The organism is Aquimarina agarivorans (genome assembly GCF_000218485.1).
Lineage (GTDB): Bacteria > Bacteroidota > Bacteroidia > Flavobacteriales > Flavobacteriaceae > Aquimarina > Aquimarina agarivorans.
Genome location: NZ_AFPB01000132.1, coordinates 1 through 20,000 on the forward strand (window position 1 = coordinate 1; position 20,000 = coordinate 20,000).

Annotated in this window: 17 protein-coding genes and 1 riboswitch; of the genes, 13 read left to right on the forward strand and 4 right to left on the reverse strand. The window is 33.1% G+C overall.

All coding sequences use genetic code 11. The features are described 5' to 3' along the window. Positions 1 to 572: 572 nt before the first annotated feature. The 3 genes from GMC_RS0107035 to GMC_RS19390 all read left to right on the forward strand — a co-directional run bounded on the left by GMC_RS0107035 (position 573) and on the right by GMC_RS19390 (position 5,142). On the forward strand, positions 573 to 941 hold the full coding sequence (locus GMC_RS0107035) for a cupredoxin domain-containing protein (protein WP_010521470.1): 369 nt from the start codon (positions 573 to 575) through the stop codon (positions 939 to 941). Positions 942 to 1,161: 220 nt separating this feature from the next. Continuing rightward, complete coding sequence (locus GMC_RS0107040; protein WP_010521471.1) at positions 1,162 to 2,694, forward strand: sulfatase family protein; 1,533 nt, start codon at positions 1,162 to 1,164, stop codon at positions 2,692 to 2,694. A 15-nt stretch (positions 2,695 to 2,709) separates the two neighbouring features. Beyond that, on the forward strand, positions 2,710 to 5,142 hold the full coding sequence (locus GMC_RS19390; RefSeq protein ID WP_010521472.1) for a glycoside hydrolase family 2 TIM barrel-domain containing protein: 2,433 nt from the start codon (positions 2,710 to 2,712) through the stop codon (positions 5,140 to 5,142). Positions 5,143 to 5,170: 28 nt separating this feature from the next. Here GMC_RS19390 and GMC_RS0107050 read toward each other — a convergent pair whose 3' ends face one another. The 3 genes from GMC_RS0107050 to GMC_RS0107060 all read right to left on the reverse strand — a co-directional run bounded on the left by GMC_RS0107050 (position 5,171) and on the right by GMC_RS0107060 (position 9,659). After that, positions 5,171 to 6,466 (reverse strand): voltage-gated chloride channel family protein, encoded by a 1,296-nt coding sequence (locus GMC_RS0107050; protein WP_010521473.1) that lies wholly within the window; start codon positions 6,464 to 6,466, stop codon positions 5,171 to 5,173. A 198-nt stretch (positions 6,467 to 6,664) separates the two neighbouring features. Then, positions 6,665 to 7,708 carry a YncE family protein gene (locus tag GMC_RS0107055; protein ID WP_010521474.1) on the reverse strand — a complete coding sequence of 348 codons (1,044 nt, stop codon included), beginning with the start codon at positions 7,706 to 7,708 and terminating at the stop codon, positions 6,665 to 6,667. A 4-nt stretch (positions 7,709 to 7,712) separates the two neighbouring features. Continuing rightward, the gene (locus GMC_RS0107060; protein WP_010521475.1) at positions 7,713 to 9,659 is read right to left on the reverse strand and encodes a TonB-dependent receptor plug domain-containing protein; all 1,947 of its coding nucleotides are present in this window, start codon (positions 9,657 to 9,659) and stop codon (positions 7,713 to 7,715) included. A 29-nt stretch (positions 9,660 to 9,688) separates the two neighbouring features. Further along, positions 9,689 to 9,915: riboswitch (cobalamin riboswitch) on the reverse strand. Between the two features lie 116 nt (positions 9,916 to 10,031). Between GMC_RS0107060 and GMC_RS0107065 the strand changes: the two genes are divergently transcribed. From GMC_RS0107065 to GMC_RS0107100, 8 genes are all read left to right on the forward strand, one after another. Then, a complete protein-coding gene (locus tag GMC_RS0107065; RefSeq protein ID WP_010521476.1) occupies positions 10,032 to 10,535 on the forward strand; it encodes a bifunctional adenosylcobinamide kinase/adenosylcobinamide-phosphate guanylyltransferase in 504 nt (167 codons plus the stop codon). 271 nt (positions 10,536 to 10,806) lie between these two features. After that, entirely contained in the window at positions 10,807 to 11,838 is a 1,032-nt protein-coding gene (cobT, locus tag GMC_RS0107070) for a nicotinate-nucleotide--dimethylbenzimidazole phosphoribosyltransferase (RefSeq protein ID WP_010521477.1), read from the forward strand. Between the two features lie 15 nt (positions 11,839 to 11,853). Beyond that, positions 11,854 to 12,516: a class I SAM-dependent methyltransferase gene (locus GMC_RS0107075; RefSeq protein WP_010521478.1), complete on the forward strand. Its 663-nt coding sequence runs from the start codon at positions 11,854 to 11,856 to the stop codon at positions 12,514 to 12,516. 97 nt (positions 12,517 to 12,613) lie between these two features. Next, positions 12,614 to 13,375 carry an adenosylcobinamide-GDP ribazoletransferase gene (locus GMC_RS0107080; protein WP_010521479.1) on the forward strand — a complete coding sequence of 254 codons (762 nt, stop codon included), beginning with the start codon at positions 12,614 to 12,616 and terminating at the stop codon, positions 13,373 to 13,375. Beyond that, positions 13,360 to 13,935 (forward strand): alpha-ribazole phosphatase family protein, encoded by a 576-nt coding sequence (gene cobC / locus GMC_RS0107085; RefSeq protein ID WP_010521480.1) that lies wholly within the window; start codon positions 13,360 to 13,362, stop codon positions 13,933 to 13,935. Before GMC_RS0107080 ends, cobC begins: the two co-directional genes overlap by 16 nt. A gap of 10 nt (positions 13,936 to 13,945) precedes the next feature. Next, entirely contained in the window at positions 13,946 to 15,088 is a 1,143-nt protein-coding gene (locus tag GMC_RS0107090; protein WP_029489641.1) for an ABC transporter substrate-binding protein, read from the forward strand. Between the two features lie 28 nt (positions 15,089 to 15,116). After that, positions 15,117 to 16,121, forward strand: coding sequence for a FecCD family ABC transporter permease (locus GMC_RS0107095; protein ID WP_094766264.1), 1,005 nt, complete (start codon positions 15,117 to 15,119; stop codon positions 16,119 to 16,121). A gap of 1 nt (position 16,122) precedes the next feature. After that, positions 16,123 to 16,905: an ABC transporter ATP-binding protein gene (locus GMC_RS0107100; protein WP_010521483.1), complete on the forward strand. Its 783-nt coding sequence runs from the start codon at positions 16,123 to 16,125 to the stop codon at positions 16,903 to 16,905. A gap of 297 nt (positions 16,906 to 17,202) precedes the next feature. On the opposite strand, the gene GMC_RS0107105 is transcribed toward GMC_RS0107100, so the two are convergent. Further along, positions 17,203 to 17,664: an Lrp/AsnC family transcriptional regulator gene (locus GMC_RS0107105; protein ID WP_010521484.1), complete on the reverse strand. Its 462-nt coding sequence runs from the start codon at positions 17,662 to 17,664 to the stop codon at positions 17,203 to 17,205. Positions 17,665 to 17,824: 160 nt separating this feature from the next. On the opposite strand from GMC_RS0107105, the gene GMC_RS0107110 reads away from it, so the two are divergent. Both GMC_RS0107110 and GMC_RS0107115 read left to right on the forward strand, forming a co-directional pair. Further along, positions 17,825 to 18,871 (forward strand): DUF1852 domain-containing protein, encoded by a 1,047-nt coding sequence (locus tag GMC_RS0107110; protein ID WP_010521485.1) that lies wholly within the window; start codon positions 17,825 to 17,827, stop codon positions 18,869 to 18,871. 21 nt (positions 18,872 to 18,892) lie between these two features. Beyond that, complete coding sequence (locus tag GMC_RS0107115) at positions 18,893 to 19,921, forward strand: methionine synthase (RefSeq protein WP_010521486.1); 1,029 nt, start codon at positions 18,893 to 18,895, stop codon at positions 19,919 to 19,921. Positions 19,922 to 20,000: the final 79 nt, after the last annotated feature.

Here is a 20,000-nt window from a genome sequence, read left to right on the forward strand (position 1 = left end):
TTAATAATATCTGTATCATCCATCAATAAGAAACTCTTATTATCTACTCCGCCTTGAACATCTAAAAGGTGGTAATTCATAATATTATCAGCAAAATCATTTTTTAAATATTGAGATGAAAAACGTTTAGCAACGTCCTTAAGTTTTAAAGCATCTTGTCCATTAAACAATTTTTAAGAAGTTATTTTGCAACTTTAAGATACAAACTTTTAAACAGTTTTTCAATTTTAAAACCTCTTAAAACACTAGTTAAATCGATAGATCAGGCTAAATCTAATCTGATTTTAGGGGATGGCTAATCAAATTAAAAAAATCCCAACAATACCTTAATGTAATTTGCCCATTTCTTTAGTTCAAAAAATCTATTCAAAATTATTATTCTTTATCCGCGCAAAATGAATAAAACTCAGCTACAGCTAATACTTTAATCTTTTTTTCCAATTCACTAAATAAAAAAATAAACTGATGGGAAATATTGACAAGTTTGGAGGAAAAACGTCCTGAAAGGAAAGAGAATATCTAGCGACTTTTGTAGTGTAAAATTAATCTAATTATTATTTAAAATTTAAAACATGAAAAAATTAGTAAGTTTAGTAACATTATTTTTTGCATTTACAATAGCTGCATTTGCACAAGACGTTAAAACTGTAACTTTAGAGCAAACTAAAGGAGACTTTACAGTTAAAGAATTGAAATTATCTGAAGGTACTTATGTATTTGACATTGTAAATAAAGGTGTTGATCACGAAGTTGGTTTTGTTTTAATTGAAGCTGGTAAAGATGCTTCTAATAAAGAAAACCACATTAAAAATGCTTACGTTCAAAAAACTGTTAAAGAAGGTGAAACTCAATCATCAAAAGAGGTAATGTTGAAAAAAGGAAAGTATACTTACTTTTGTCCTTTAAATCCAACTCCACAATACACTATTATTGTTGAGTAAATATAATAGCTAGTTTTTTTTAGCTCTATTAAGGTTCGGTGTTTTTATTGCATCGAACCTTTTTAGTTTTAAAATTATTTCAAACTTCATATCCATAGTAATAAGAACACCCCGTCAAAAAACCATTTATATCAGGATTTGGACTATTTATTACCTAGGATTATAATTTATTAACAGTATATTTCACAAACATAATAACCACCACTATCTATTCCTAAAAATGATCCAATTTAGTAAATTCCTTGTATTTGCATTTTTTGTACTAAATAGCTGTAATAAAAAAAAGGAATTAGATCAGCTATCAAAAAAACCAAACATCTTATTTATTTTCACTGATGATCAAACGTATAATTCAATAAACGCACTAGGAAATAAAGAAATTATTACCCCAAACCTAGATACACTTGTCGCTAACGGTACTACATTTACCCATGCCTATAATATGGGATCGTGGAGCGGAGCTGTTTGCGCGGCATCTAGAGCCATGATGATTTCGGGTCGATCCGTATGGCACGCTAATCAATTCAGACAACACTGGAAACAAGGAGATTCCTTAAGCAAAACTTGGGGAAAATTAATGCAATCCGCAGGTTATAATACCTATATGACTGGAAAATGGCATGTGGATGCGCCTGCAAAAAAAGTATTTCAAAAAGTAACCCATGAACGTCCAGGGATGCCAAATGATGCTTGGAACCATAGTCAAATGGTAGCTAAATTTGATTCTATTTCAAAAATTCCTAATGCTAAAAGTGATGCAATAATGCCACTAGGTTATAACAGACCTCAACATAAAAACGACACTACCTGGACGCCAACCAATACCAAATTTGGTGGATTTTGGCAGGGAGGCACTCATTGGAGCGAAGTCCTTGCTGATGATGCTATTACTTTTATGGATACAGCCTCAACTATGAATAATCCGTTTTTTATGTACCTGGCATTTAATGCACCGCATGATCCACGGCAGGCACCTCAAAAATATCAAGATATGTACAAGCTTTCCGATATTAGTTTACCAAAAAGTTGGCTGCCCGAATATCCTGATCGACATCAAATTGCTAATGGAAACAACTTACGGGACGAAGCTTTGGCGCCCTTTCCAAGAACTGAATATGCAACTAAAGTTAACATAAAAGAATACTATGCTAGTATTACACATTTGGATGCACAAATCGGTAAAATTCTAAAAGCTTTAAAAACTTCTGGAAAAGATAAAAACACCTATATTATTTTTACTGCCGATCATGGTTTGGCTATGGGTAAACATGGATTATTAGGAAAGCAAAATTTGTACGATCATAGTATTCGTCCTCCCCTAGTTATTACGGGACCTGATATTCCAAAAAATAAAAAAATTACTACTGATGTATATTTACAAGATGTTATGGCTACTAGTTTAGAGCTTGCGGGCGCTAAAAAACCAAATTATGTTTTTTTTAATAGTTTCAAAAATTTAGCAACTGGAAGTCAACAACGTAGTAATTATTCCAGTATTTACGGAGCTTACCTTACAGTACAACGGATGATTCGAAAAAATGATTTTAAGCTATTGGTCTATCCCAAAGCTAAAAAACTGAAGCTTTTCGATTTAAAAAATGACCCTGAAGAAATGAATAATTTGGCTCAAGATGCTGCTTATTCCTCTAAAGTTTCTTCCTTATTTGAGGATTTAAAAAAGTTACAGCTACAAATGCAAGATACACTTAACCTTAAACAACTAAATTATTACCAGTTAAAATCGAGTAAATAACACCAAAAATTACAGATGGGTTTAAAAACGTACTTTCTCCTCTTACTAACTTTACTGTTCAATTTTACGCAAGGACAGCACGTAGAAAATTCAAATAGCTACCAAAAAAAAATCAATAAAAATTGGCAATTTAAACAGGCAGATATCCCTACTGCTCAAAAAAAAATATTTGATGATTCGGAATGGCAAACGGTAAATTTACCACATGATTGGAGTATTTCAAAAACGTTTTCAAAAAATAATCCTTCATTTTCACGCGGCGCTTGGCTTCCTGCAGGAGTTTCCTATTACCGCAAAAAACTTGATCTTTTTTCTGTAAAAAAAAACCAAAAAGTGTTTATCCATTTTGAAGGTGCTTACCGCAACGCCGAAGTATGGATCAATGGACATCACTTAGGCAAACGTCCGTATGGTTACATTCCGTTTGAATATGAAATAACTCCATTTATTTCGCTTAGCGCAGAAAATATACTAACCGTAAAACTCGATAATTCCGAACAGCCCGGATCCCGATGGTATTCTGGCAATGGTATTTACCGAAACGTGCATTTAATTGTTAAAAACAAAATTTACATCCCTACATGGGGTGTTCAAATCACTACTCCTAAAGTAACTACAAATACTGCTGATGTTTTGGTACAAACTACCTTTAAAAACGAAGCTAAAAAAACAATAAATGCCACCTATAAAGTAGCTCTTATAAATGCTAAAAACGAAGTTATTGTTACTCGCCAAAAAGGTATTTTAATCCCTGCCAACGCTCAAAAAAAAGAATCTTTACTATTAAATATTCAACATCCTAAATTATGGAGTATTGATACTCCTTATTTATATACCGCTAATATTGAACTACTGGTTGATACTAAAATTATTGACTCAAAAAAAATAAACACCGGAATTAGAAATATGGAATATTCTTCCGAAAAAGGATTTATTTTAAACGGAAACCCCATAAAACTTAAAGGTGTTTGTTTACATCATGGTGGTGGTTCTTTAGGAGCTGCCACTAGAAAAACTACCTACGAACGTCAATTACGGATTTTAAAAGACATGGGGACTAATGCCGTACGTACGGCTCATAATCCATTTGCTCCAGAATTTTTGGATGCTTGTGACAAAATGGGTATGTTAGTCATGAACGAAGCTTTTGACGAATGGGAAGTGATTAAGGAGCCTGCTACTTTTAGAGAAAATGGCGAAAAAATTAGAATTCCTGTTACATTTTACGCTCATTTATTCAAAGAATGGAGCACTAAAGATTTGAGTGATTTTGTACTGAGGGATCGTAATCATCCAAGTATATTTATGTGGAGTGTAGGCAATGAAATAGATCAAATGAAAGATGAATCTGGTATTAAAATAGCCGAACACTTAGTCAATACCGTACATAAGTATGATGATCGCCCGGTTACTTGTGGTGTCAATGGATACGGTTGGGATGCTTGGCCAATTGACGCTACGGTAGAAAAAATGGATGTGCCAGGATACAATTACGCCGATCCAGAAGATTATGATTTGGAACATAAAAACTTTCCAAAAAGAAAGATGATTGTTACCGAACATACGGCTGCTCAAATGTCTGTCAACAGAGGTGAATATTATCCTTTTTTAAATAGAGAACAGTCCCTTCAAGCTAATTTACCTATTGAACATAAAGACACGCACAAATTTTTAAAAAACAGAGACTTTTACAGGGTAGGAATGAAAGCTTGGTTAGCCATAAAAGAACGTCCATATATTATGGGGGAATTTATATGGACCGGCTGGGATTATTTAGGAGAAACCATTCCTTATCCTTGGCCAGCAAGGTCCTCTACTTTTGGAGTTATTGATTTAGCAGGTTTCCCTAAGGATGGATTTTATTATTACCAATCGCAATGGAGTGCTAAACCAATGTTGCATCTTTTTCCACATTGGAATTGGGAAGGTCACGAAGGTGAAAAAATAACGATCAATGCCTTTTCTAATGCGCAAGAAGTAGAATTATTTGTAAACGGCACCTCTTTAGGAAAGAAAAAAAACACTATGAATTCAAGTGAATTATTAGCTTGGGAAGCCATTTACCAACCAGGTGAATTAAAAGCTGTAGCCTATATCAATGGAGAAATCGTTACAACCGAAATTATCAACACCTCATTAAAGCCAAACAATGTTGATTTAAAAATTACAGATTCTAATGATATTACTTACGTAGAAGTAACCATAAAAGATAAAAACAATCATTTTGTGCCAACCGTCCAAAGCTTACTTAATTTCGAAACTCAAAATGCAAAAATCATTGGAGTTGGTAACGGTAATAATAAAAGTCACGAACCTTTTGTTGCCTATTACAGAAAAGCCTATAATGGAAAATGTATTGTGATTTTAGAAAAATTAGATACAACCAAAAAAGCATTACTAAAAGTAACTTCTAAAGAGTTTGATGGAGCTAATGAAGTATCATTTTAAAAACCTTTAGAATCACTTCTCACAATTATTATTTTTCAGGTTGCTTTCTGAATGAAACCACTTCAGAAAGTAGTTTTCCTTTTTCTAAATCAAAAATTGGGTGTTTTGAACTTCCTACAATTTGTGAACTATAAATACCGCTATGACCCGAAAATAAATAAGCCACAAAGCATGCTACAGCTACATATTGGCCTGTTTCCATACCAAATAATTCTATACCCATTAATGTACACGCAATAGGCGTATTTGTAGCTCCTGCAAAAACAGCCACAAAGCCCATAGCCGCTAATAAATCCATAGGTAAAGGTAAAAACCAAACCAAAGCATTCCCTAAAGCTGCTCCAACAAAAAATAGTGGAGTTACTTCACCTCCTTTAAAACCTGCTCCTAAAGTAAATGTGGTAAATAGTAATTTTAATAAAAAGTCATAGGGTGGAATTGCTTGCGTAAAAGATTCTACAATAACTGGAACACCTAAGCCTATATATCTAGTAGTTCCCATTAAAAAAACCACAATAGCAATAACTATTCCTCCAATTACTGGACGCAATGGCGGATAATTAAACTTTTTAAATTGCGTGCTCCAAAAATGTGTTCCCTTTGAAAATAGACGTGCAACAATACCAAAACAGATACCCGCAATGCAGGCCATAGTGATATTTAATAACGACATGCTAGGAACACTATTTACGAAATATTCTGTATGCGTTCCTCCAAAATAACGACAAGCTTGATCCGCAATAATGGCTACTAAAATACTAGGCACTAAACTTTCAAAACGCACACGCCCAATTAATAATACTTCCAAGGCAAAAATAGCACCTGCTAATGGAGTTCCAAAAACAGCAGCAAAACCTGCGCTGATTCCCATAATTAATAAGATCTTCCTATCTAATGAATTTATAGATATAAACCTTGACAATTGATCGGCAATAGCTCCTCCCATTTGTACAGCTGTACCTTCACGCCCTGCAGAACCTCCAAATAAATGAGTTCCTAAAGTTCCTAATAATACTAAAGGTGCCATTTTAAATGGGATTATTTTATCAGGTTTATGATATTCATCTAATAACTGATTATTTCCACGGACTACACTTTTTCCCCAATAATAGTATGAAGCACCAATTAAAAAACCCGCAACAGGTAATAACCATATTATTTGAGTATGTGTTTCTCTGTAAGCAGTACACCAATCTAAACTAATTAAAAAAAATGCTGAAGCTCCACCAACAGCAACACCCACAATTAATGAGATAAGCAACCATTTTAATAAATACGCTAAAATAGCAGGGTATTGTAATCCTTTAATAGTTTTTAATAGCATAGTTCATTTTGTATCGGCACAAATATAATTGTTTCCTTTTACTTAAATTCAAAACATCATAAACCAAAAACTGCCTAAACAAACTAAGCTGTTTAGACAGTTTATGTCATTTGATCATTAAAATAATCAAATGACGCCCCAAAATGTTTTTTTTAAAGTTGAAATCAACAATATTTAATTTATTTTCAGAAATAAGTATTATTGAAAATAAATTTTAGCTGGTGCAACTCCTACTGTAACAGGTGTTCCCCATTTTTCTTCATTTAAGTCATACGTATTTAGTGTTCCCCCACTAGCAAAATCTTTTGCATCAACCACATAAATAATTCCATCTCTAATAGCCATTCCATTAATAGCCCCTTCAGTAACTGCCGTTGTTGGTAATGTTGTTTCTGTTATAGCAAATTCAAAAATTTCATTACTTACCGTATAATAAATATTTCCATTTTCAAATACCATTTGACTTGTATGCTGCCCTAAAGGAAATTCTATACTTGATGTTATTTCATCTGTTGTAGTGTCAATTTTAATTAACCCTCCTATACTCTCCCCTTCAGGTCTCCAAACTGGTGTACCTTCACAAGAAACCCATAAATCATCACCTACTAAAACCATTTCATCTGGCAAAAATAAAGTCTCTATTTCTTTTACGTTACTAGTACTTAAATCGATAACAGAAACTCTATTATTGATTCCAAAACCACCTTTATGAGAAACATACAATTTATTACCCTTAATAACCGATTGTTCAGGTCCTTCGGCAACAGCAATAGTACTTTCAACTGTATTAGAAGCCAAATCAATTACTGCGATAAAATCATCAGTTGCTAATGACGTATCTCCCCAATTTGTTACATAACCTTTTCCATTTGCAAAAGCAATGTATCGAGGAGTTTTTAACTTTTCCGTAATTGATGCTTGTTTTTTAAAACTTACTTTATCTACAACTGTAATCGTATTCTGGTTATCAACAACTATATATGCCTTATCATCGTTAAATCCGATTGATTGTTGAAAAACACCTAATTCTTCTTCATTTACTGTATCATAAAATTTATTGTTAACCGTTTTTAAATCTAAAGAAATTATAGATGTAGACCCTGAAACTGATGCTCCTTCATGAGATACAATAATTCTTTCTTCTGAAACTGGTTCAATTAGTGAATTATCATCATCAGACTGACAAGAAACAAATAAACTTGTTACTGTAATCAGACTTAATAAAATTCTGGTAATTTTCATTATATTAAAATTTAAGTATTAAACGTATTTGATAATTTCTATTAGGAGCTCGTCTTCCTACAGTTAATTGATATATTTCGTTATAAATATTATTTGCCAAAAGACCTAGATTGTAAGTAGTCTTTTTATAATTGTATAAATCATAGTTGATACCTACGTTAGAAACATCATTTGCTTTTATTTTTTGTAAGTGGTCTCTTGTAACAAAAAGATCATCATTCCACCTAAATTGATAAAAAACATTTATTCTTTTGTGCCTAAAAACTAGATTAGATGTTATCGATTGTAAAGGCACAAAAATGAGTTGCTTTTTTGTTTCTTGATTTTCTGAAACTGTGTAACTGTAATTAGAAGTTAGATTAATAGCATTTTTCTTCCACTTGTATGTATAATCCAAATTAGCTTCTAAACCATAATTATATACTTTTGTAACATTAACTGGCGACCATATAGTTGCAGAAATTGGCTCCCATACTATTAAATCTTTTGATTTTATAAAATATCCTGTAATTCCAAAATCTATTCCTTTATAATTAAATTTATTTGAAATTTCGGCCTGAATTGATTTTTCCGATTGAAGTAAACTATTTCCTATTCCTCCAGGTCCATTCCAATATAAATCATTAAAAGTTGGAGCTCTAAAATTTTTAGAGGCGTTAAATTTTAAAGTATAAAAGTTTGTAAAAGCATAATTCACATCTACTGAAAATAAAAAAGGGTTATTGTTTGTTAGTTCCGTAGATGCATTAAAATTTATTACATCCTTATACGTTTCTTCAACACTATTTTTAAATTCTTTAAAGGAAAAATTTTCACTATCATTTATTTCTTGCCTAACATTTAAACCATAATGTAAGCGCTTATTTATTTGATGAGAAAATAATAGTGCAACAGAAGCTCTTTTAAACCTTTCCGCATTTATATCACTCCCTTTTCCTTTAACATCTTCATGCTGAAATATTGATTTTAATTGAATATCATTAGAAAACTTGTAATTTACATCATACTTAAAAACCAAATTTGAAGACTTCCCAAAACTAAAATTATTCAATTCTTCTTTGTTAGGGAAAAATCGATATTTTTCATATAAATAAGCTAAACTCAAAATGGAGCTGAAATTATTTCTGAAATAATTCCACTGGATCATACTTCTAGTATTATTGTCCCTATAAGAATCATCTGATGGAGATAACAAGCTTCCTGAAAAATTTCGTTTTCCTATATATGTATTTTGAAAGAATTTTAATGCATTTGAAGTATTTATAAGATAACCTAGATTTAGATTCAAATTATAATTTGAAAATTCTCCATTTTCATTTTTCTTTCCTTTTGCTCTCCTTCCTAAATATTTATGATTATTCTTACTATCAATATAATCAACTCCTAATGAAGCATACAATTTATTAGTGCCATAACTTATTTTATAATTTGTAGTAATTGTTCTAAAACTCCCAATTGAGGTAATTAAACGTTGTTCTAAATGCTTTTTAAACTTAAACTTCGAATTCAAATGAATACTACCTCCTATTGCTCCACTACCATAAGCCACACCGCCACCACCACTTCGTATAGCAATATTGTCGTAATTTCTAACACTAATAGTATTAAAATCAGCTTGTCCATTTAATTGCGAGTTAATATTTAACCCATTCCATACTACAGCTGTATGAGAGGCATTTGTACCTCTAAATGAAGCTGTAGAAGTTCCTCCTATTCCATTTTCTTTTAAGAAAATTGTTGAGTTTAATCGTAACAACTCAGTTAATGAAGGCTGATTTGCTTTTAGTATTGAATCTGATAATATAGTAACTAAGTTTCCTTTCGAATAATCACGTAATTTCACATCACTTAACCTAACTTCATTTAAATAATGAATAGAATCGTTTTGAGCATTTGACTTTAAGCCATATAAGAACACCCCAACTAAAATGGTTTTTAAAATTTTTCTCATATTCCTTAGACTTTTTACCCGAAAGTCATCGTTTTTACAAACAAAAGGCAGGTCTCCTGGCTTGTGTATTGTAATTTGTCTTCCCACATAAAAATGCAGTGACTTACTGTAGTAGTAATTACAACCATCCAAAAAATGGACTAAACTTACAGTTGCGGGAACAGCTCAGGCATTTAATAGTATCTATTAGCACCTGCTTCCCTTTTAATCATTAAAACTTGAATAGCTTTAACAAACCTTAAATTCGGCACAAAAGTACTCCCTATAATTAGATATAAAAAGATATAATGTAAAAACTTTCTATTTCAAAAATAAGCCGCTTAACTTTGCTTTTAAGTAGAAATATAAGTCTGCATTACATTTAGTTAAAAAATGATTCATTACATATCAGGAGGCGAACGCTCCGGAAAAAGTAATTTTGCTCAACAACTCGCTTTAACCTTTAGCCAAACCCCTATTTATTTGGCAACTTCGCGTATTTGGGATTCCGATCATCAAAAACGCATTAATCGTCACCTAGCCGATCGTGATGAACGTTGGACTTCCATAGAAGAAGAAAAACAGCTTGTAAGAGTAATTGAACCAAAATGCACCTATGTAATAGACTGTGTAACGCTATGGCTCACAAATTTTTTTGTTGACAATAAAAATGATGTTGATTTGGCTTTAGCCGAAGCAAAAAAAGAATTTAATCAACTTTTAACAATTGATGCCAACATCATTATTATTTCCAACGAAATTGGCATGGGAATACACGCACAAACAGAAGTTGGTCGAAAATTTACTGAACTCCAAGGTTGGATGAATCAACATATTGCTAAACATGCCGACAAAGCCACATTTATGGTTTCGGGACTACCCATGGAGTTGAAATAGTTGTTGGTTGTTGGTTGTTGGTTGTTGGTTGTTGGAAACAAAAAAATAATTTTAAATCCAGCTGTCAATACACTAATTTTATATGTCAAAATTATTAACAGCTATGAAAAGTATATAAATCGCTCCGCTTATAGAATAAAATATAGACTTTTGCTTAAAATAAACTTAATCTAGAACCAAATACATATAATAAAGTTAAAAACGCAATTACAAATTAATAATTTAAAACAAATAGCTAGTACCCAAAAGCTAAAGACCAACAACGAACAACATGACCTCCTTTAACATTACAGCTGCTGACCTCTCGATTACCGAAAAATTACTTCTTAAAATAAACAACAAAACTAAACCAATTGGTGCTTTGGGTGATTTGGAAGGTTTGGCTATAAAAATTGGAATTATCCAACAATCCACATCTCCCCAACTCAATAAACCAACCATATTAGTTTTTGCTGCCGATCATGGAATTGCTAAGGATAATGAGGTAAATGCGTATCCTCAGGAAGTAACTGCACAAATGGTCTATAATTTCCTTAATGGTGGCGCTGCTATTAATGTATTTTGCAAACAAAACAATCTCGATTTAAAAATTATTGATGCTGGAGTAAATCATAATTTTGGAGTACTTCCAAATCTAATTGATGCTAAAATTGATTACGGCACTAAAAACGTGCTGCAATCCCCTGCCATGACTATCGACCAATACCACCAAGCTATTAAAAAAGGAGCTGAATTAGTGACACATGAATTTAATAAAGGTTGTAATGTTGTTGGCTTTGGCGAAATGGGTATTGGGAATACTTCGGCAGCAGCCTTACTCATGGCCGCACTTACCAATATTTATATTGAAGACTGTGTTGGAGCAGGTGCAGGATTAAATAAAGACCAAATTTTGAGAAAAAGTGAACTATTAGGTAAGGTACTCGATACGCATTTCCCTTACACCCTACCTGATATTATGGCTACTTTTGGTGGATTCGAAATTGCTATGATTGCTGGTGGAATTTTGAAAGCAGCTGAGCTAAAAATGACCGTACTTATTGATGGCTTTATCGTAACCTCAGCGCTTTTGTTTGCTCACGCAATGAATGAAAATGTACTGGATTATTGTATTATTTGCCATCAATCGGAAGAACAAGGACATCAAAAAATGATTGATTATTTGGAAAAGAAAACCATTTTAAATCTTGGCTTGCGATTAGGTGAAGGTACGGGTGTTGCCCTTGCCTACCCTTTAATAACCGCCGCCGTTAATTTTTTGAACGAAATGGCTAGTTTTGAAAGTGCTGGTGTGAGCAAGTAAAAGTTAGCTTTACGTATGAAAAAAGAAACAAAAAAACCGTGGCCCACTAAAGCTGCTATGACACAGATTTACGAAAAAAAACTTTGGGGTGGCGATACTTTTGTCGACTTTTACTCGGGAACAGGTTCTCATGACTCGGAAGTTATTACACCGTATATTGATGTTGTTTTAACGTTTTTACACTCATTAGATACACCAATTACAGTTTGTGATTTAGGCTGTGGTGATTTTAATGTTGGAAAAGAATTTGTTGCTCACACCAAAAAATATTATGCCATTGATATTGTAGAAAGCTTAATTGAACGAAACAAAATAAAGTTTAATGCAACCAACTTGGAATTTCAGTGTTTGGATATTGCCAAGGATACACTACCTGATGGCGACTGTGCAATTATTAGACAAGTATTACAACATTTATCCAACGCAGAAATACAAAAAATTGTAACAAAACTATCAAAGTATAAATATGTCATTATTACCGAGCATGTTCCTAAGGGAGCATTTACACCAAATAAAGACATTATTTCGGGGCAAGGAATTCGTTTAAAAAAACAAAGTGGTGTTCATATTTCTGCACCTCCTTTTAATTTTAAGACCAAAAGAGAAAAACCATTATTGATTACTGAAAAAGGTGTAAAACAAGGAATAATTGTTACTACATTTTATCAAGTTTTTTGAAATTACTTGCTATTAGTAATATGTAAAAAAAAACTGGAAAATACTCAAAATGAAATTATCCACTTAATGTATACAGCAATCTAAAAAAACGTATTCCTTGAAAAAAGAAATCCACATATTTTTTACTGCCCTCATGTTCTTTACACGTATCCCTTGTCCTAAATGGGTTACTCATGATCCTACCTATTTGCAAAAAAGTAGTCGTTACTTTCCTCTAGTGGGAATTGTTGTTGGTGGAATTGGCGCTTTATTTTTTTATAGTATGCAATTCGTTTTTTCTACAGAAATTTCCTTGCTAATTAGTATGGCTAGTACTATATATACCACAGCAGGTTTTCATGAAGATGGTTTTGCCGACGTATGTGACGGTTTTGGTGGCGGTTGGACTAAAGAGAAAATCCTACTTATCATGAAAGATTCTCGATTAGGAACTTATGGCGTTATTGGACTTACGCTACTTTTAAGCTTAAAGTTTGTTGCTTTGCGCGAAATGAGTGTTACAAAAATTGTAATAGCCATAATATCTGCGCATGCTTTAAGTAGATTCATGGCAACTACCCTCCTTTTTACGCATCATTACGTTCAAGATATTGAAAAAAGCAAAATCAAACCCACTGCACAAAGCATGACAGTTATTCAGCTGGTAATTGCTGGAATATTTGGTATAGCTCCCTTACTATTATTTGAAAATGTTTGGGTATTTTTAATTATAATTCCTGCTTATGCTTCAAAATTTTTTTTAGGAAAAAAGTTTACAAAATGGATCGGAGGACAAACAGGTGATTGCGCTGGAGCTGTACAACAATTAAGTGAAGTTGTTATTTATTTAAGTTTGATAATCTTATGGAAATTTATTTAGTAAGACACACAACTCCAAAAATAGGTAAAGGAATTTGCTACGGTCAGCTAAACTTAGATGTTACCGACAATTTTTTGGATGAAGTAAAGGAGATAAAAAAACAACTCCCAGAAAAGGAAAGCTTCATATACACTAGTCCACTTATTCGGTGCTACAAACTGGCTTGCCAGTTAGGAAATCCGATTTCATTGCAAAATCAATTAAAGGAAGTTAACTTTGGTACCTGGGAAAACACCACTTGGGACGCTATTCCTAGTAAAGAGATTGATCCTTGGATGGCAGATTTTGTTACTAAAAAGCCTCCTAAGGGCGAATCCTACTTGGAAGTAGCTGCTCGTGTGATTGATTTTTTTGAAAAACTGACGCAACAGTCTACAAACACGCCAATAATTATTGCAAGTCACGCAGGACCAATGCGTGCATTTTTGGCTCATATTCTCCACATCCCATTAAAAGATTCCTTTTCAATAAAACTAGCTTATGGTCATGTCATTAAATTAGAATATTCAAATGAAAATTTTAAAGTAATTTCAGGCTTGGAACGATCTATTTCTGTATAATTTAGCAGTTATGAAATTCATTTACTTTTTACTCAGTTTTATACCAGTGCTAATGGTTATTGGTTGCAAAAGGCAAACTTCGGCGAAAGCAGTAACTACTATTGAAAAGGTATCTAGAAAAACAAAATATGCTAATGGATTTGATATTAGTACTTTTAAAAACTATACAAAACTAGAGGTATACAAACCTTGGCCAAATGCAGTAGATACCTTAAGGTATTATTTTGTTCCTAAAAATAAAAAAACACCTGCTACTCTTAAAAATCAAAGGGTAATTCGCACCCCAATTGAACGCATATTAGTAACCTCAACTACAGATATCCCTTTACTAGAAGCACTTGGCATGGAGCATACACTGGTTGGTTTTCCTGAGCCTAAATACATTTCTTCACTAAAAACAAGGAGCCTTGTTGACGTTGGTAAAGTTAAAAATGTAGGCAGCCTAATGAGTTTAAATAGCGAAGTAATTTTAGATTTGCAACCCGAACTTATTGTTGGTTTTAGTTCAAATGCTAGTATAAAAGCTTTTGATTTATTTGAACGTTCAGGGATTCAAACGGTAATGAATGGCTCCTGGTTAGAGTCACATCCACTCGGTAGAGCCGAATGGATTAAGGTGTTTGGCTGTTTGTTTGAAAAGCAAAAGGAAGCGACTGTTTTATTTGAAACTATTGAAACCAACTACCAAAAAGGCGTTCAGTTGGCAAAAAAGAATAAAATAAAACCTACGGTGCTGTCAGGTAACATGTATAAAGATGTTTGGTATGTTCCTGGCGGAAATAGTTATGCCGCTCAACTTATTAAAGATGCTGGTGGCGACTACTTATGGAAAACCAATTCCCAATCTGGTAGTTTAGCTTTAAATTTTGAATCCGTACTTAATAAAGCCCAACATGCTACTATTTGGATTGGAGGTAGTAATTTTTTAAGCATTGATGAGTTGGGGAAATTTGAAGAAAAGTACAAATTGTTTGATGCTTTTAAAAAACAACAAGTTTATTCAAAAGATTTAAAAAAAGGAACTACAGGAGGTATTTTGTATTATGAGCAAGGATCACTCAAGGCTGATTGGGTGTTGCATGACCTTATAAAAATTTTTCATCCTAACTTAGCGCCTAATTATAAGTTTCATTTTTATCAAAAACTAGAATAATATTTCTAAAACTAAAACTTCATACCGAATTCCATTTGTTGGCTTATTTATAGGCTTGTTTCTAATATGGTTACTCAATCTTAGTTTAGGATCGGTTTCTATTCCTTTAAATCAAATCATAAATAGTATGATTGGGACTAATAGCGTAAAACAAAGCTGGGATCAAATCCTGTGGGTATATCGACTGCCAAAATCAATTACTGCCATTTTGGTCGGGAGTGGCTTGGGGGTAGCTGGGTTACTTATGCAAACCTTATTTCGTAATCCACTGGCGGGACCTTACGTTTTAGGGTTAAGTTCTGGCGCTAGCCTAGGTGTAGCTTTATGCATTATGGGTGCTAGTTTATTTGGGGGAATGGAATTTATTTTTTCGCAAAAATGGAGTTATGCTATTGCCGCTAGCTTGGGGAGTTTTGTAGTACTTTTATGTGTATTGCTACTTGCTGCTCGTGTTAAAGATCATATGGCAATTTTAATCATCGGACTTATGTTTGCTAGTATTACAGCCGGAGTGGTTAGCGTGCTATCTTTTTTCGCTTCTGCAGAAGCGCTACAACAATATATTTTTTGGGGATTTGGTAGCTTAGGAAACTTATCGTGGCATGAGCTTTACTGGTTTTTGGGGTTTTATACCTCTGGAATTTTAGTGAGTCTTACTGCTATAAAGGCCTTAAATAGTTTGCAATTGGGTGAGGCTTACGCCCGAAGTATGGGGCAAAACATCCAAAAAAGTCGATTTTTAATTATTTTAGGCACCAGTTTACTTTGCGGGGTAATTACTGCTTTTGCAGGACCTATTGCTTTTATTGGCTTAGCAATTCCACATTTGACGCGACAATTATTTAAAACTTCGGATCATAAAATTTTGCTCCCAGCAGTATTGCTTTTAGGCAGTATAGTAATGCTCATTTGCGATACTATTTCGCAATTACCAAGTAGTGAGTTAATACTTCCTATTAATGCTATTACGGCACTCATTGGTGCTCCTGTAATTATAACACTATTAGTACGAAACCGAAAAATAGTATTTTGATATGAGTAGCAATAGTATTGAAGTGAAAAATCTCAAAATTGGATATATTCAAGGAAAAAAGCATGAAGTGATTCTTAAAAATATTTCGTTTCATCTTACAAAAGGTAATTTAGTAAGCATTATTGGCGCCAATGGAACAGGAAAATCAACGTTACTTCGCACTTTAGCGCACCAACAACCTAAACTTTCTGGTACGGTGGAAATTGAAAACACTTTATTAGAAAATTTCTCCATAAACCAATGGGCTAAGCAAGTTAGCTGGGTACACACCGAAACAATAATTCCGAGCAGTTTAAGTGTTTACGAATTGGTAAGTTTAGGTAGGCAACCGTATACGAATTGGTTGGATAAGCTAAAAACAACCGATAGTATTGAAATTGAAAAGGCGCTTCAGTTGACCGATTTAGCTGATTTAAAGCAAAAAAAATGCAATACACTAAGCGATGGACAACTACAGCGCGTATTTATAGCACGAGCCATTGCTCAAAATACGCCGATCATTTTTTTGGATGAGCCTACTACACATTTGGATTTGCACCACAAGGTAGAAACGCTAACCCTGTTAAAACGGTTGTGCAAAGAATACAACAAAACCATAGTTTTTTCCTCGCATGAAATTGAGTTATCACTCCAAGTTTGTGATCAAGTTTTAAGTATTTCCCAAAAAAAAGTGGCACTACACACCCCAAAAGGACTGATAGAAACCAATCTACTTAATGAACTTTTTCAGGACTCCAAGGTGCATTTTGATAAAACCTTAGGGAAATTTTTGTTCAAAGAATAAATTTTATTAGTGTTTCCGACATTAAATTTTTAATTAAAAAGGTTCTTTTCACTTGATACTTTAAAATGAAACCTACATTCAGGTCATTAGTGCATCGCTAGTATTTACTAAAATTATTCGATATTTTTAGATTCGCAATACTATGTCTACTTATCCGATCCTCTAGCATCCATATGCGATTCATGTACCTAAATACCAAAATTTGCAGTCTTGCTTCCATCGATACATCCTTCTTGATCATATGCAACTTACACTTCATACATTGTAAATTATTTCACATCCGAATAACTAAACTATTTAAAGAGGTACTGCGTAATCGTGTTTTATAACTCCCATTACAAATGTACTATGAGCACTCCCAATATTATTAATTGAACCTAAATCATTGAGTACAAAATCTTGATAATGTTTCATATCCCTTACCACCACTTTCAACCTAAAATCGTAATTTCCCGAAATATTATAACATTCACACACATACTTTACTGACATTACCTCCTGTACAAATTGATGACCTATTTCTTTAGTATGCTCTTTCAAAGTAATATCACAAAAAACAATAAGTCCTTTCCCTACTTTTTCGGATGCTACCAATGCCACGTAGTTTTTAATGATTCCTTCCCTTTCCAAACGTTTGATTCTTTCATATACAGGTGTTGGTGATAGGTTGACCTGTTTAGCAATTTCTTTAGTAGTTAATTTTCCACTTTGTTGAAGTAACTTTAATAACTTCAAATCAATTTCGTCTAAATCGGACATAGATAAATTTTCTTTTCATGAATTCAATTATCGCAAAGAAAAGATATTTTATCTTAAAAACTCTTCCATAAAGAAATTTTATCTTATTTAATTTATTGAACACATTATATAATCTTTTATTACCATATTTGATAGATAAAACAACCAAAAAAGTCTTCAAATGAAAACAACAATATTGAAAGATTCTGTATCCATTGGTAAGAAAAGTATTGAAAAATCTCAGGATTCATTTAGTAATACTATTGCCTTTACACTAAAGCGCATTTATTTCAATGAAAACTATATTCCGTCCAACAATACACGTACAACTACCAATTTTGCCAACTTAGCAAGAGGAGCAAGTCGTCAGGAAAACTTACGCAATACTATTTGTATGATTAATAATCGGTTCAATGCCTTGGCAAACTGGGATAATCCTGATAATGATCGCTATTCAGTTGAGCTAGAAATTGTTTCGGTTGATATCGATATTGACAATAGTGGTAAAACATTCCCCTCCATTGAAATTCTAAAAACACATATTCTTGACCATAAAACAGGTAAACGTATTGACGGTATTGTTGGTAATAACTTTTCTTCTTACATACGCGATTATGATTTTAGTGTGTTGCTTTTAAAGTATAAAAAAAATAAAAACGACTTAAACATTCCTGATAACTTTGGTAGGTTGCACGGAAATATATTTAAATGTTTTGTTAACTCAGATACTTATAAAAAACACTTTACAAAACCCCCTGTCATATGCCTGAGTGTATCAAGTAATAAAACATATAATCGCACAGGAAACCAACACCCTATACTAGGGTATGAATACCAAACTGACAAATCCTCTTTAACGGAAGAATACTTTAAAAAAATGGGGTTAAAGGTTCGTTATTTTGCACCTCCTAATAGTGTTGCTCCTTTAGCATTTTATTTTTTTGGTGATTTACTAGCAGATTATACAAACCTTGAATTAATAAGTACCATTAGTACAATGGAAACGTTTCAGAAGATTTATAGACCTGAAATTTACAATGCTAATTCTGCTGCAGGATTATGTTATAACGCTAATTTAAAAAATCAAGATCATTCGTTGACAAAAATTGTATACGACCGAGAAGAGCGTATTAAGTTAGGAATTGAGCAAGGGAAATTTGCCGAGGAGCATTTTATAAAACCTTACAAAAATATCCTAGAACAATGGTCTGCTAATAGCTCACTTTAATTAAATCAACAAATTTTTATTATGAAAAAATTATTCCCTACTTCAACTGTTGGTAGTTTACCTAAACCCGCTTGGCTCGCGTCACCCGAAAAACTATGGTCACCATGGAAATTAGAAGGAAAACAGCTACTCGAAGGAAAACAAGATGCTTTGCTTATTTCGTTACAAGAACAACAATTGGCAGGAGTTGATATTATTAGTGATGGTGAGCAAACACGTCAGCATTTTGTAACAACTTTTATTGAACATTTGAATGGTGTGGATTTTAAAAATCGTAAGACGGTAAAAATTCGTGACCGTTATGATGCGAGTGTTCCCATTGTTGTTGATGAAATTACACGTCAAAAATCCATTTTTGTTGATGATGCTAAATTTTTACGTAAACAGACTAACAAACCCATTAAATGGGCATTACCTGGACCTATGACAATGGTAGACACCTTGTATGACGACCATTATAAAAGCCGAGAAAAATTGGCATGGGACTTTGCTAAGGTACTTAATGAAGAGGCCAGAGCACTACAAGACGCAGGTGTAGATATTATTCAGTTTGACGAACCGGCATTCAATGTGTTTTTTGAGGAAGTAAACGATTGGGGAATTGCCACATTGGAAAGAGCCATTGAAGGTTTAAATTGCGAAACTGCAATACATATTTGTTATGGCTATGGGATTAAAGCGAATAATGATTGGAAAAAAACATTGGGGTCAGAATGGCGTCAGTACGAAGAAATTTTTCCGAAAATTCAAAATTCAACTATTGATATAGTATCATTAGAATGCCAAAATTCGCGTGTGCCTTTTGATTTAATTGAGCTCATTCGAGGTAAAAAAGTAATGGTAGGTGCAATTGATGTGGCAACCAATACCATTGAAACACCTGAAGAAGTAGCGGCTACATTACGTAAAGCTCTAGAGTTTGTAGCTATTGATAAGCTTTATCCGTGTACAAACTGTGGTATGGCGCCATTATCTAGAAATATAGCAAAAGGGAAGTTAAATGCTTTAAGCGCTGGTACGGAAATTTTACGTAAAGAATTGATTGTTTAATCATAACACATTTATTTAATGAACTACTATGGATTAAAAGTACCATAATTTCGGTTATGACTAAAAGTCATTACTTTTT